The sequence below is a fragment of the Geopseudomonas aromaticivorans genome, from assembly GCF_019097855.1.
GTDB classification, from domain to species: Bacteria; Pseudomonadota; Gammaproteobacteria; order Pseudomonadales; family Pseudomonadaceae; genus Geopseudomonas; species Geopseudomonas aromaticivorans.
Map to the genome: position 1 here is coordinate 132,255 of NZ_JAHRGL010000019.1, position 12,396 is coordinate 144,650.

At 66.4% G+C, this 12,396-nt stretch carries 12 protein-coding genes; 2 read left to right on the forward strand and 10 right to left on the reverse strand.

Annotated elements, in window-relative coordinates:
* Window positions 1-42: 42 nt before the first annotated feature.
* Genes KRX52_RS08800 through dapE form a run of 3 tightly spaced genes read right to left on the reverse strand, consistent with a single transcriptional unit; the run spans window position 43 to window position 2,408 of the window.
* Window positions 43-414, reverse strand: a complete 372-nt coding sequence (locus tag KRX52_RS08800) for a hypothetical protein (protein WP_217681362.1) — start codon at window positions 412-414, stop codon at window positions 43-45.
* A gap of 44 nt (window positions 415-458) precedes the next feature.
* Window positions 459-1,262, reverse strand: coding sequence for a putative RNA methyltransferase (locus tag KRX52_RS08805; RefSeq protein ID WP_217681363.1), 804 nt, complete (start codon window positions 1,260-1,262; stop codon window positions 459-461).
* A gap of 3 nt (window positions 1,263-1,265) precedes the next feature.
* On the reverse strand, window positions 1,266-2,408 hold the full coding sequence (dapE, locus tag KRX52_RS08810) for a succinyl-diaminopimelate desuccinylase (RefSeq protein ID WP_217681364.1): 1,143 nt from the start codon (window positions 2,406-2,408) through the stop codon (window positions 1,266-1,268).
* Window positions 2,409-2,641: 233 nt separating this feature from the next.
* Between dapE and KRX52_RS20955 the strand changes: the two genes are divergently transcribed.
* Window positions 2,642-3,871 carry a calcium-binding protein gene (locus KRX52_RS20955; protein ID WP_217681365.1) on the forward strand — a complete coding sequence of 410 codons (1,230 nt, stop codon included), beginning with the start codon at window positions 2,642-2,644 and terminating at the stop codon, window positions 3,869-3,871.
* A gap of 187 nt (window positions 3,872-4,058) precedes the next feature.
* On the opposite strand, the gene KRX52_RS08820 is transcribed toward KRX52_RS20955, so the two are convergent.
* On the reverse strand, window positions 4,059-6,647 hold the full coding sequence (locus KRX52_RS08820) for a glycosyltransferase (protein ID WP_217681366.1): 2,589 nt from the start codon (window positions 6,645-6,647) through the stop codon (window positions 4,059-4,061).
* A gap of 215 nt (window positions 6,648-6,862) precedes the next feature.
* Here KRX52_RS08820 and tcdA point away from each other — a divergent pair, with 215 nt between their 5' ends.
* Window positions 6,863-7,672 carry a tRNA cyclic N6-threonylcarbamoyladenosine(37) synthase TcdA gene (gene tcdA, locus KRX52_RS08825; protein WP_217681367.1) on the forward strand — a complete coding sequence of 270 codons (810 nt, stop codon included), beginning with the start codon at window positions 6,863-6,865 and terminating at the stop codon, window positions 7,670-7,672.
* Window positions 7,673-7,728: 56 nt separating this feature from the next.
* On the opposite strand, the gene KRX52_RS08830 is transcribed toward tcdA, so the two are convergent.
* The 6 genes from KRX52_RS08830 to dapC form a co-directional block, all read right to left on the reverse strand.
* Window positions 7,729-8,130 (reverse strand): SufE family protein, encoded by a 402-nt coding sequence (locus KRX52_RS08830; protein WP_217681368.1) that lies wholly within the window; start codon window positions 8,128-8,130, stop codon window positions 7,729-7,731.
* Window positions 8,127-9,332, reverse strand: coding sequence for an aminotransferase class V-fold PLP-dependent enzyme (locus KRX52_RS08835; protein WP_217681369.1), 1,206 nt, complete (start codon window positions 9,330-9,332; stop codon window positions 8,127-8,129). The genes KRX52_RS08830 and KRX52_RS08835 overlap by 4 nt, the downstream gene beginning before the upstream one ends.
* Window positions 9,333-9,542: 210 nt before the next feature.
* A complete protein-coding gene (gene dapD / locus KRX52_RS08840; protein WP_217681370.1) occupies window positions 9,543-10,577 on the reverse strand; it encodes a 2,3,4,5-tetrahydropyridine-2,6-dicarboxylate N-succinyltransferase in 1,035 nt (344 codons plus the stop codon).
* 41 nt (window positions 10,578-10,618) lie between these two features.
* Window positions 10,619-10,981 (reverse strand): ArsC family reductase, encoded by a 363-nt coding sequence (locus tag KRX52_RS08845; RefSeq protein ID WP_217681371.1) that lies wholly within the window; start codon window positions 10,979-10,981, stop codon window positions 10,619-10,621.
* A 38-nt stretch (window positions 10,982-11,019) separates the two neighbouring features.
* Window positions 11,020-11,190: a hypothetical protein gene (locus KRX52_RS08850; RefSeq protein ID WP_217681541.1), complete on the reverse strand. Its 171-nt coding sequence runs from the start codon at window positions 11,188-11,190 to the stop codon at window positions 11,020-11,022.
* Entirely contained in the window at window positions 11,187-12,389 is a 1,203-nt protein-coding gene (dapC, locus tag KRX52_RS08855) for a succinyldiaminopimelate transaminase (RefSeq protein ID WP_217681372.1), read from the reverse strand. The genes KRX52_RS08850 and dapC overlap by 4 nt, the downstream gene beginning before the upstream one ends.
* Window positions 12,390-12,396 lie beyond the last annotated feature (7 nt).

Here is a 12,396-nt window from a genome sequence, read left to right on the forward strand (position 1 = left end):
CTGACGCGCAGGCGTTGATGCTGGAATGAGCGTGCGCCGAGCTCAGTCGGTGTGCCAGGTGATCTCGCTGACGCCCTCGGCGGTGACCTTCAGCCAGCGATCGGCATCTTCCTCGCCCTGTTCCTCGCTCCAGCTGCCGGGCGCGCAGCGCACCTGCACGCCGAGCGCGGCACAGGCCGCCTTGGCGCAGGCCAGGTCGTCTTCCCAGGGCGTGCGGTCGCTCTCCAGCAGCAGGCTGCTCCACCGACCCACGGCCTTGGGCAGCCAGGTGACCGGGATGTCGTCGGCCCGGCACTGGCTGGTCTGGCCGCGGGTCTGCCACGGGCTGCACGGGCCGATGGCCTGCTCCAGCCAGGCGGTAATCGCCGGCAGTTCGGCGTCCTTGAGGTAGATCTCGATGTCCGGTTGGCGCATGTCGGGGCTTCCTGATGGGGCGATGGGCGGGCAGGCGTGGCAGTTTACTGGCGTTCGATCCAGTCGTAGCGCACCGAGACGGTGACCTCGAACGGTTCGGCAAGGATGCGCTCGCGGCGCTCGGCGTTGACCCGCCAGCCGTGCGGGGTCATGGCCAGCAGGTCGGCGCGGGCCTCGTAGCTGTCCAGCACCAAGCGGAACTCCAGGGTCTGGGTGTCGGCCAGTTTCAGCTCGTCCGGCAGATCGGCCAGGTGCTTGTCGTCGACGTAGTCGCGCACCTCGTCGTAGAGTTTCTGGCGCAGTTCGAGCAGGTGCATGCGGGCCGGGCCGAGGCGCAGGATGCCGCCGCCGGGGCGCAGCAGGCGGGCGGCCTCGTTCCAGTCGATCGGGCTGAAGATGCTGGCCAGCAGGCCGCAGGAGGCGCTGGCCAGCGGCACGCGGGCCATGCTGGCGACCATCCAGGTCAGCTGCGGCGCACGCTTGCAGGCGCGCTTGACCGCCTCGCGGGAGATGTCCAGGGCGTAGCCGTCGGCCTGCGGCAGGGCGTCGGCCAGCTGCGCGGTGTAGTAGCCCTCGCCGCAGCCGATGTCGATCCAGCGCGCGGGGGCGCGCGCGGCGGCCAGCTCGGCCAGGCGGGCGGCCAGCGGTGCGTAGTTCCCGCCATCGAGAAAGCGCCGGCGCGCCTCGACCATGGCGGCATTGTCGCCCGGGTCGAGGCTCTTCTTGTGCTGCACCGGCAGCAGGTTCAGGTAGCCCTGGCGGGCGCGGTCGAAACGATGGCCGTGGCTGCACTGCACGCCGTTGTCGAGGGTGTGCAGCGCGCCGCTGCAGATCGGGCAGATAAGCATGGGTCAGTTCGCCAGCAGACGAACCAGCGTCTGGTAATAGATTTCCGTGAGCAGATCGAGGTCGCTGGCCAGCACGCGCTCGTTGACCTGGTGGATGGTGGCGTTGACCGGGCCGAGTTCGACCACTTGGGTGCCCAGGGTGGCGATGAAGCGTCCGTCGGAGGTGCCGCCGCTGGTGGAGGCGACCGTCTCGCGGCCGGTGACGTTGCGGATGCTGGCGGATACGGCATCCAGCAGGGCGCCCGGCTCGGTGAGGAACGGCAGGCCGGACAGCGACCAGTCGACCTGCCACTTGAGGCCGTGGCGGTCGAGAATCGCGGCAACGCGTTGCTGCAGGCCTTCCACGGTGGATTCGGTGGAGAAGCGGAAGTTGAACAGCGCGACCAGCTCGCCGGGAATCACGTTGGTGGTGCCGGTGCCCGAGTGGATGTTGGAGATCTGGAAGGTGGTCGGCGGGAAGAAGGCGTTGCCCGCGTCCCACTGCTCGGCGGCCAGCTCGGCCAGGGCCGGGGCGACCAGGTGGATCGGGTTCTGCGCCAGGTGCGGATAGGCGACGTGGCCCTGCACGCCGTGGATGCGCAGGCGGCCGTTGAGCGAACCGCGGCGCCCGTTCTTGACCATGTCGCCGACCAGCGAGGTGCTCGACGGCTCACCGACGATGCACCAGTCCAGGCGCTCGTTGCGGGCAGCCAGACGCTCGACCACCGCCTGGGTGCCATGCAGGGCCGGGCCTTCCTCGTCGCTGGTGATCAGGAAGGCGATGGCGCCCTGGTGCTGCGGATGGTCGGCGACGAAGCGTTCCACGGCGACGATCATTGCCGCCAGACTGCCCTTCATGTCCGCCGCGCCGCGGCCGCAGAGCATGCCATCGGTATCGATGAAGGCCTCGAAGGGCGGATGCTGCCAGGCTTCCAGCGGCCCGGTCGGCACCACGTCGGTATGCCCGGCGAAGCACAGCACCGGCCCTTCGCCGCCGCGGCGGGCCCAGAAGTTTTCCACGTCCTCGATCTGCATCGGCTCGACGGCGAAGCCGGCCGCGGCCAGGCGCTGCATCATCAGGCTCTGACAGCCCTCGTCCAGCGGGGTGACGGAGGCGCGGCGGATCAGCTCGCAGGCCAGTTCGAGGGTGGGGGAGGGGGGGGTCATGCAGGCTCCGGAACGACGACAGATCAAAGTTGTCTATCTTAAAGCAAAATCGCAGCGGGTCAGAGCGAAGCGGTAGCCTCATGTCTTTGCGTGCGAGCGTGATGCCGCCGATGAGCGGGCGTATTGGCCGACCGGTTGCGCAGCGTTGTGAGCGTTGGTTCAAACTTCATTTTTGAAAGATGGGTAGTCTTGCACTTCTCAACCTTATTATTTCCAGCCCTGTGGAGGCATTCATGGCAAAGAAGCAAGTTAACAACAAGTCGAGCCAGTTGTTGGATTGGCTGGCTGCAAATGGTGGGTACAATCCGGTCGAGCTTGCCGAGGATGGCGTACCACTGGTTGGCACCAGTGAAGACGATCTCCTCACCGGAGGGGCTGGCGATGACGATATCGATGGTGGCGAAGGTGACTTCGATACCGTCGACTACGGCAATGCCAAGAAAGTGAAGGTGGACCTGGCTGCAGGCACTGCCACTGGCGAAGGCAACGATACGCTGGTCAATGTCGAGAACGTGATCGGTTCCGCGAAGGGCAGTGACTTCATCTCGGGTGACGACCTGGGCAACATGCTCGATGGCTGGGGTGGCAACGACAAGCTGTCGGGCGGTGCTGGCGACGACACTCTGTTCGGCGGTGACGGCAACGACCACCTGCGTGGTGGCGATGACTACGACGATCTTGACGGTGGCGCCGGCAACGATCAGCTGTTCGGCGATGCTGGCGATGACCTGCTGTACGGTGGCGCCGGCAATGACCAGCTGCGTGGCGGTGAGGGCAACGATGTCCTCTACGGCGATGCCGGCAACGACACGCTGCGTGGTGAGGCGGGTGACGACACCTTCTATGCCGGTGCTGGCAATGACAGCATGTTCGGCGGAGCCGGCAACGACACCTACTATGTCGAAGATGCCAAGGACAAGGTCAAGGAAAATGCTGACGAAGGCACCGATGAGATCGTGGCCAGCTACTCCTATAGCCTGGAGAAGGTAAAGAATGTCGAGAACCTGACCCTTTCCGAAGACGCCAAGCCGCTGAACATCAACGCAACCGGCAACTCCCTGGACAACGTGCTGACTGGCAACAGCGGCGACAACGTGCTGAAGGGCCTGGCTGGCAACGACATCCTGGTCGGCCGCGAAGGCGACGATACCCTGATCGGTGGTGATGGCGACGACATCTTCGTCTTCGACAACCTCGATGGCGTCGATATTGTCCAGGACTTCACCGGTGGTAGCGACCTGCTGCAGCTGGACGCTCTGGTGTTCACCTCCCTGGCCGCAGGCGTCCAGGATGCGAATCTGGTGATGGGCACCGAGGCCGTTGACGGCGACGACTTCCTGGTCTTCGACGCGGACACTGGCGCTCTGTACTACGACGCAGACGCTAGTGGTGTCGAGGCTGCGGTGCAGATTGCCACCGTGGGCGTTTCCAGTCTGGTTGCTGCGGACTTCGTGGTCGTCTGATCCTGCAGGACGCGGGTTGAAAAAAAGGGGGCTGCCATATGGCAGCCCCCTTTTTCGTTGTGCGTCCAGCCTGCGCGCAGGCTTGGAAATCAATGTTCACTCATGGGCTAAGCGATGCTAGTGCCTTAACTCTCAGTAAAGGCTGGGCCCCTCTCCCGGGCAATGGGAGGAGGGGCGAAGCTCAGGCTCAGGCCGGCACCTCCGCGGGATCCTCCTCCGGCTTGGGCAGCGAGGAGAGCAGCGCCATGACCAGGGCGGCCAGGTAGGGCAGCGACTGCACCAGCAGCACGATGACCCAGAAGGTCACGTCCAGACCGGCGTTCTTCTGGGTCAGGGAGATGCCGACAGCGGCGCCCCACAGCAGCAGCATGACGAAGACTTCCTCGCGCGCCTCTGCAATGGCCTTGAGCAGCCCGTGGTTGCTGCGCATCTTCGGCGTGCGGAAGAACGGGATGCTGCTGGTGACGAAGCCGTACAGCACCGCCTTGGCGATGGTGTGCGACAGCGCCAGGCCGGCTACCGCGGCGGAGATGGCGTCGCGCATGTTCACGCCGACCGCGCGGCGGTAGAGGAACAGGATCTTGCCCAGCTTGAACACGAACAGGGCCAGCGGCGGGATGGCGAAGATCATCAGCGGCGGGTCGACCCGGTGCGGCACGATGATCATCGCCGCCGACCAGAGCAGGGCGCCGATGGTGAAGAAGATGTTCATGCCATCGGCAATCCACGGCAGCCAGCCGGCGATGAAGTGGTAGCGCTGACCGCGGGACAGCTCGCTGCCCTTGCCCATGAACAGGCTGGCCAGGTGGCGCTTCATGATCTGGATGGCGCCATAGGCCCAGCGGAAGCGCTGCTTCTTGAAGTCGATGAAGGTGTCGGGCATCAGGCCCTTGCCGTAGCTCTGCTCGGAGTAGGCGGCGGACAGCCCCTTCTCGAACACGCGCAGGCCCAGCTCGGCGTCCTCGGTGATGCACCAGTCGGCCCAACCCAGTTCGTCGAGTACCGAGCGGCGGGTCATGGTCATGGTGCCGTGCTGGATGATCGCGTCACGGTCGTTGCGGGTCACCATGCCGATGTGGAAGAAGCCCTTGTATTCGGCGTAGCACAGCTTCTTGAACAGCGATTCGTTCTGGTCGCGGTAGTCCTGCGGCGACTGCACCACGGCGATGTTCGGGTCGGCGAAGTGCGGCACCATGTGCTTGAGCCAGTTGCGCTCGACGCAGTAGTCGGAGTCGATCACCGCGACCACTTCGGCGTCGGCGGCGGTGTGCTGCAGCACGTAGTTCAGTGCGCCGCCCTTGAAGCCGGCCAGCGGTGCGACGTGGAAGAACTTGAAGCGCGGGCCGAGGGTGGCGCAATGGGCCTCCACCGGCTCCCAGACCGCCGGGTCCTTGGTGTTGTTGTCGATCACCAGGACCTCGAAGTCCGGGTAGTCGAGATTGGCCAGGGCGTTGAGGGTCTGCTTGACCATCTCCGGCGGCTCGTTGTAGCAGGGCACGTGGATCGACACCTTGGGCCGGTAGGCGTCGTCGCCGGTCACCGCCGGGAAGGGACGCACGCGCTGGTGCTTCCACACGGTTTCGGCCAGCTCGTGGGCCTCGGTCAGCAGGACGATCATCACCCCGACGGCGCCGAGCGCCAACAATAGGCCGACCAGGGTGCTGAACCAGTTGCTGTATTGCTGGCTGTAGTCGTAGGCGATCCATACCAGCATGGTGGCAGCGAGGAACGAGACGATGGTGAGGAAGGTGCGGCCGCGCTGGCGCAGGGCGCTACCGTCGATCAGCAGCAGGGCCAGGGCGAGCAGGGCGAGCACGCCGGAGGCCACGGCCAGCAGGCGCCACTGCGGGATTTCCACCACGGCTCCGGTGAGGGGGAACTTGGGCTGGCGGTCGGCGTTGTAGACGCCCCAGTAGGCACCAACCGAGCCTTCTTCACTGGCCTTCCACGGCTGGTCGAAGGCCTCGATGACGAAGTAGTTGTAGCCCTTGGCGTTCAGCTTGTTGACCAGGGTGCGCAGGTAGATCGCCTGGTCGGCCTGGTTGGCATCGGCGCCACCACGGGTACGGCCGTTGCTCGGCCAGCCGACTTCCCCCAGCAGCAGCGGTTTTTTCGGGAACAGCTTCTTCATGTCGCGGGCGCGGTCGAGCACGAACTGGATCGAGTCTTCGCGCGGTACGAACTCCCAGTAGGGCAGTACGTGGGCGGCGATCAGGTCGACGTGCTTGGCCATTTCCGGATATTTCTCCCAGATGTGCCACTGCTCGGCGGTGGTCACCGGCACCTTGACCGCCGAACGCACGCGATCCAGATAGCCGATCATCTGTTCGATGGTGACTTCTTCACGGAACAGGGCTTCGTTGCCGACGATGACCCGGACGACGCTGCGCTCGCGTTTGGCGATCTCGATACCGCGTTCGATCTGCCTTTCGTTGGCGGCAAGGTCGTTGCTCAGCCAGATGCCCAGGGTCACGCGCAGGCCGGCTTCCTCGGCCAGGCGCGGGATGTCGGCGAGGGTACCCTCCACCGAGTAGGTACGGATGTTGTCGGTCTGGGTCGCGACCAGGTTGAGGTCGGCGCGGATCTCGTCTTCGCTCGGATAGGTATTGGCCTGCGGGCTTTGGTGGAGACGGAACGGCGAGAACGAGAAGCCGGAGATCTGGTCGGGCCAGTCCGGGGCTTTCAGCGGCTGGTTGTACCAGGCCCACAGGCCGGTGAACAGTGAAGCCACGGCCACGACCATGACCAGGTGGAGACCAAGTTTGCGTGCAGACATTGTATGTATGGGTTCCAGCAGAAGGAACGGGAGAAAGCCGACGGACGCCGGTTGGCGCGCATCCTACTCTGCGGCCAGAGGCCTTGTACAGAGGGCGCGCAAGCGCCTCCGGACGCCAGTTTGACCTGTTGCCGGGCGATCTGTTCCAAGCCGGCACTTGGGTGTGACAAACAGCTCAATTTATAATGTAGCCGACTTGTTTACGGGGGGGTGGCATGCACATCGATGAGCAGCGTTTCGGCGGTATTGCCCGCCTGTATGGCCGTCTCGGCCTCGAGCGTCTGGCCGCTGCGCATGTGGCAGTGGTCGGCATCGGCGGCGTCGGCTCTTGGGCGGCCGAGGCGCTGGCGCGCAGCGGGGTGGGCGAGATCTCGCTGTTCGATCTCGACGATGTCTGCGTGACCAACACCAACCGGCAGATCCATGCCCATGTCGGCAATATCGGCCGCGCCAAGGTCGAGGCCATGGCCGAGCGCATTCGGGCGATCAATCCGCAGTGCATCGTGCATGCGGTGGCCGACTATGTCACCCGCGAGAGCATGGCCGATTACATTACCGAGCAGCTCGATGGGGTGATCGACTGCATCGACAGCGTGGCGGCCAAGGCGGCGCTGATCAGCTGGTGCAAGCGGCGCAAGATCCAGATCGTCACCACCGGCGCTGCCGGTGGGCAGCTCGATCCGACCCAGGTGCAAGTCGCCGACCTGAACAAGACCGTCAACGACCCCCTGGTGGCCAAGGTGCGTTCGCTGCTGCGCCGCGACTACAACTTCTCGCGCACCCCCGGGCGCACCTACAGCGTGACCTGCGTATATTCCCGCGAGCAGCTGCGCTATCCCCAGCCGGACGGCAGCGTGTGCCAGGCCAAAGGCTTTGCCGGCGAGGGCGTGCGCCTGGACTGCGCTGGTGGCTTCGGCGCGGTGACGATGGTCACCGCGACCTTCGGCATGGTCGCGGCGGCGCGGCTGGTGGACAAGCTGGTGGCCGGCGCGCGGCGACCGGCGGAGCGCAAGGCGTCCCAGTAGGGTGCGCCATGCGCACCTTTGGCCTTGGCGGTGAAGGTCGGTGCGCGCGGCGCACCCTACGCCAGTTCTCGGATGCGCTGCAGCACTGCATTCAGCCCGTTGCTGCGCGAGGGCGACAGCTGGCGGGACAGGCCAAGCTGGGCGAACCACTCGGCGAGATCCACTTCGCTCAGCTCCGCTGCCGTCAGGCCGTTGACCCGCAGCAGCAGCAGGGCCAGCAGGCCGCGCAGCAGGCGGGCATCGCTGCTGGCGCGTAGGTTCAGGCGCCCGGCGTCCGAGTCGGCCACCAGCCAGACCCGGCTTTCGCAACCGTGCACGCGGTTGTCCTCGCATTGCTCCGCCTCGCTGAGCGGCGCCAGGCGCTCGCCCCACTGCATGAGCAGGCGCGCGCGCTGCTCCCAGCCGGAGCAGTGGCTGAAGTCGGCCAGTGCCGCGCTGGCAGCGACAGGCAGGCTCATCGCAGCAGCTCCAGGGCGTGATTGAGCGCGGCGAAGAAGCGCTCCAGGTCGTCGCCTTCGCTGTACAGGCCGAGCGACACGCGCAGTGCGCCAGGCAGACCGAGGCTGTGCAGCAGCGGCATGGCGCAGTGCTGGCCGGCGCGCACGGCGATGCCCTGCTCGCTGAGCAGATGGGACAGGTCGGCGTTGTGCACGCCGTCGACCACGAAGCTGGCCAGCGCGGTGTGCGGCTCGCCGAGCAAGTGCAGGCCATCGAACTGGCGCAAGCCGCTGAGCAGGCGCTGGTGCAGCGCGGCTTCGTGGGCGGCGACCGTGTACGCGTTCTGCTCGCCCAGGTAGTCGAGGGCGGCGCCGAGGCCGATGGCGGCGGCGATGGCCGGGGTGCCGGCCTCGAACCCCAGCGGCGCCGGACGAAAGCGTGCGCTGTGGTAGTCGGCGCGCTGCACCATCTCGCCGCCGAACTGCCAGTGGCGCAGTTGCGCCAAGCTGCGGCTGCGGCCGTAGAGCACACCGATGCCGTCCGGAGCGTAGAGCTTGTGCCCGGAAAATACGTAGAAGTCGCAGTCCAGCATCTGCAGGTCATGCCGGCCATGGACCGCGCCCTGGGCGCCGTCGACCACGGTGAATGCCCCCTGGACGCGAGCCAGGGTCAACAGGCGATCCAGCGGCTGCCAGCGGCCCAGCACGTTGGACAGCTGGCTGACCGCCAGCAGGCGCGTGCGCGGGCCGATCAGCGCAGCCGCCTGCTCCAGGTCGATGTCGCCGGCGGCATCCAGTGGCAGCACCACCAGCTTGAGCCCGCGGCGCTGCGCCAGTTGCTGCCAGGGCAGCAGGTTGGCGTGGTGCTCGAGGGCACTGATGACGATCTCGTCGCCGGCGGCCAGCAGGTGCTCGAGGCCGTAGGCCAGCAGATTCAGCCCCTCGGTGCTGCCGCGGGTGAAAACGATCTCCGCAGGGCTGTCCGCATTCAACCACTGCGCCACTTTCTCGCGGGCGCCCTCGAAGGCCAGGGTGGCCCGCTCGCCGGGAGCGTGCTGGGCACGATGCACATTGGCGGCGCCGCCGACGTAGTGGTCGAGCAGGGCGTCCAGTACCTTCTGCGGTTTCTGCGCGGTGGCGGCGCTGTCGAGATAGGTCTGGCCGCTGGCGGTGAAGGCGGCGAAGGCCGGGAAGTCGGCGCGCCAGGGGGAGGGCAGGGACATGGCGGCTCCTGTATGGGGCGGTCCCGGTAGGGTGCGCCATGCGCACCGCAACGGCGGAGGCTGGCTGGTGCGCATGGCGCACCCTACGTCGAGCGGATCGGTCACGGGAGTGAACTGGCCTCAGGCTGTTCCCGTCACCGACGCGAGCAGGGTGGAACACCGCGGTGCGTGTTCTCCACGAGCGGCCATCCACCCTGCACGGGCTTTAGCTTAGTTGTGTGCGTGCAGCACTTCGTTCAGCTCGACCGCGGTCTTGTTGGTCTTGCACTCGACTGCACCGGTTTGTGAGTTGCGGCGCAGCAGCAGGTCGTTCTGCCCGGCGATGTCGCGGGCCTTGACCACTTCGACCAGCGAGCCCTGGTCGTCGAGCACGGCGACCTTGGTGCCGGCGGTGATGTACAGGCCGGACTCGACGGTGCAGCGGTCGCCCAGCGGGATGCCGATGCCGGCATTGGCGCCGATCAGGCAGCCTTCGCCGACCGAGATGACGATGTTGCCGCCACCGGACAGGGTGCCCATGGTCGAGCAGCCGCCGCCCAGGTCCGAGCCCTTGCCGACGAACACGCCGGCGGAGACGCGGCCTTCGATCATGCCCGGGCCGGCGGTGCCGGCGTTGAAGTTGATGAAGCCTTCGTGCATCACGGTGGTGCCTTCGCCGACGTAGGCGCCCAGGCGCACGCGGGCGGTGTCGGCGATGCGCACGCCGTTCGGCACCACGTAGTCGGTCATCTTCGGGAACTTGTCGACCGAGAACACTTCCAGCAGCTCGCCCTTCAGGCGGGCTTCCAGCTGACGCTCGGCCAGTTCGGCCAGGTCGATGGCACCTTCATTGGTCCACGCCACGTTGGGCAGCAGGGCGAAGATGCCGGCCAGGCTGGTACCGTGCGGCTTGACCAGGCGATGCGACAGCAGGTGCAGTTTGAGGTAGGCCTCCGGCGTGCTGGTCGGCGCGCTGTCTTCGGCCAGCAGCACGGCGACCAGTGGCTTGCGGCTCTCGGCCAGGCGGGTGAGCAGGGCGGCCTGGGCGGCGTCGACCTGCTTGAGGGCGCCGGCCAGATCATGGGCCTGGTTGTTGCTCAGGGCGAGGGTCTGGTTGCCGCCGGTGTAGCCGAGGGCGTTGGCGGTGGTGGCCACCAGTTCGGCCGGCGGGTTGAGCAGCGGCAGGGCGTAGAAGACTTCCAGCCAGGTGCCCTGACGGTTCTGGGTGCCGACGCCGAAGGCGATGCTGTAGAGGTGCTGCGACATGGGGATTGATCCTTTCACTATTCAGTATTCGATCGGCGGGCTCAGGCGAGCGCCGCCGCATAGAGTTCGGGCTTGAAGCCGAGCAGGGTCCGCTCGCCGAGGTCGAGGACCGGGCGCTTGATCATCGACGGCTGCGCGAGCATCAGCTCGATGGCACGGGCCTGGTCGAGATCGGCTTTCTGTTCGTCGGCAAGCTTGCGGAAGGTGGTGCCGGCGCGGTTGAGGACCTTGTCCCAGCCATGCTCGTTGCACCATCTTTCCAGGCTGGCGCGGTCGATGCCGGCGGCCTTGTAGTCGTGAAAACGGTAGCTCAGCTGCCGTTCGTCGAGCCAGCTGCGCGCCTTCTTCATGGTATCGCAGGCCTTGATGCCGTACAGCTGCAGGTCTTTGATTTCACTGGGCATTTCGTGTTTCCGAGAATCGTGGCGGGGCGTCGGCGAGGTCAGCCGAAGGCCAGGTACAGACGGTAGAACAGCGACGACAGCATGACCAGCACGCCGATGGCCAGCACGGCCACGCCGGCATCGCTCGCGCGCTTGGTATAGCCGACGCCGAGCATCAGCATGCCGAGGCTGATCAGCGCGGTCATCACGTTGAGCGGATTGTCCATCATCCTTGTTGGGTCTCCAGATAGCTACGGATGCGCTTGGCGGCTTCGACGCACTCGGCCAGCGGCGCAACCAGGGCCAGACGTACGCGGCCGGCGCCGGGGTTGAGGCCGTCGACTTCGCGCGACAGGTAGGAGCCGGGCACCACGGTGACGTGTTCGCGCTCGAACAGTTCGCGGGTGAAGGTGGTGTCGTCGCCCGGAGTTTTCGCCCACAGGTAGAAGCCGCCGTCCGGGCGTTCGACCTCGAGCACGCCACCGAGCGCTTCCAGCACGGCGGCGAACTTCTCGCGGTACAGAGTGCGGTTGGCGCGTACATGCTCCTCGTCGTTCCACGCGGCGATACTGGCCAGCTGGGTCTGCACCGGCATGGCGCAGCCGTGGTAGGTGCGATAGAGCAGGAACGGCTTGAGGATTTCGGCGTCGCCGGCGACGAAGCCGGAGCGCAGGCCGGGCAGGTTGGAGCGCTTGGACAGGCTGTGAAACACCACGCAGCGCTTGAAGTCGCTGCGGCCGAGTTCGGCGCAGGCGCTCAGCAGGCCCGGCGGTGGGGTCTGTTCGTCGAAATACAGCTCGCTGTAGCACTCGTCGGCAGCGATGACGAAGTCATGCTCGTCGGCCAGGGCGATCAGCTTCTTCAGGGTATCCAGCGGCACCAGCGCGCCGGTGGGGTTGCCCGGCGAGCAGATGAACAGGATCTGGCAGCGCTGCCAGATCTCCGCCGGCACGGCGTCGAAGTCGGGGTTGAAGCCGTTCTCAGCCAGGCACGGCAGGTAGTGCGGCTGGGCGCCAGCGAGCAGGGTGGCGCCTTCGTAGATCTGATAGAAGGGATTGGGGCTGACTACCAGAGCGTCGGGGTTGCGGTCGACCATCGCCTGGGTGAAAGCGAACAGTGCCTCGCGGGTGCCGTTGACCGGCAGTACGTGCTGCGCCGGATCCAGCCAGCCGTCCGGCACGCCGAAGCGGCGCTCGCACCAGCCGGTGATGGCTTGGCGCAGCGCCGGCAGGCCGGCGGTGGTCGGGTACACGGCGAGCTGGTCGAGATTGCTGGCCAGCGCCTCGGCGACGAAATCCGGCGAGCGATGCTTGGGCTCGCCGATGGACAGGGCGATCGGCTTCTTGTCAGCCGGCGGCTGGGCGCCGGCCAGCAGCGCGCGCAGCTTTTCGAACGGATAGGGCTGCAGGAGGTCGAGGGCACGGTTCATCAAGAGT

What these genes read in the sequence shown, in the direction of transcription:
- KRX52_RS08800 (WP_217681362.1), bottom strand. Translation starts at nt 414, where the DNA reads ATGCGCCAACCGGACATCGAGATCTACCTCAAGGACGCCGAACTGCCG.
- KRX52_RS08805 (WP_217681363.1), bottom strand. Translation starts at nt 1,262, where the DNA reads ATGCTTATCTGCCCGATCTGCAGCGGCGCGCTGCACACCCTCGACAAC.
- dapE (WP_217681364.1), bottom strand. Translation starts at nt 2,408, where the DNA reads ATGACCCCCCCCTCCCCCACCCTCGAACTGGCCTGCGAGCTGATCCGC.
- KRX52_RS20955 (WP_217681365.1), top strand. Translation starts at nt 2,642, where the DNA reads ATGGCAAAGAAGCAAGTTAACAACAAGTCGAGCCAGTTGTTGGATTGG.
- KRX52_RS08820 (WP_217681366.1), bottom strand. Translation starts at nt 6,647, where the DNA reads ATGTCTGCACGCAAACTTGGTCTCCACCTGGTCATGGTCGTGGCCGTG.
- tcdA (WP_217681367.1), top strand. Translation starts at nt 6,863, where the DNA reads ATGCACATCGATGAGCAGCGTTTCGGCGGTATTGCCCGCCTGTATGGC.
- KRX52_RS08830 (WP_217681368.1), bottom strand. Translation starts at nt 8,130, where the DNA reads ATGAGCCTGCCTGTCGCTGCCAGCGCGGCACTGGCCGACTTCAGCCAC.
- KRX52_RS08835 (WP_217681369.1), bottom strand. Translation starts at nt 9,332, where the DNA reads ATGTCCCTGCCCTCCCCCTGGCGCGCCGACTTCCCGGCCTTCGCCGCC.
- dapD (WP_217681370.1), bottom strand. Translation starts at nt 10,577, where the DNA reads ATGTCGCAGCACCTCTACAGCATCGCCTTCGGCGTCGGCACCCAGAAC.
- KRX52_RS08845 (WP_217681371.1), bottom strand. Translation starts at nt 10,981, where the DNA reads ATGCCCAGTGAAATCAAAGACCTGCAGCTGTACGGCATCAAGGCCTGC.
- KRX52_RS08850 (WP_217681541.1), bottom strand. Translation starts at nt 11,190, where the DNA reads ATGATGGACAATCCGCTCAACGTGATGACCGCGCTGATCAGCCTCGGC.
- dapC (WP_217681372.1), bottom strand. Translation starts at nt 12,389, where the DNA reads ATGAACCGTGCCCTCGACCTCCTGCAGCCCTATCCGTTCGAAAAGCTG.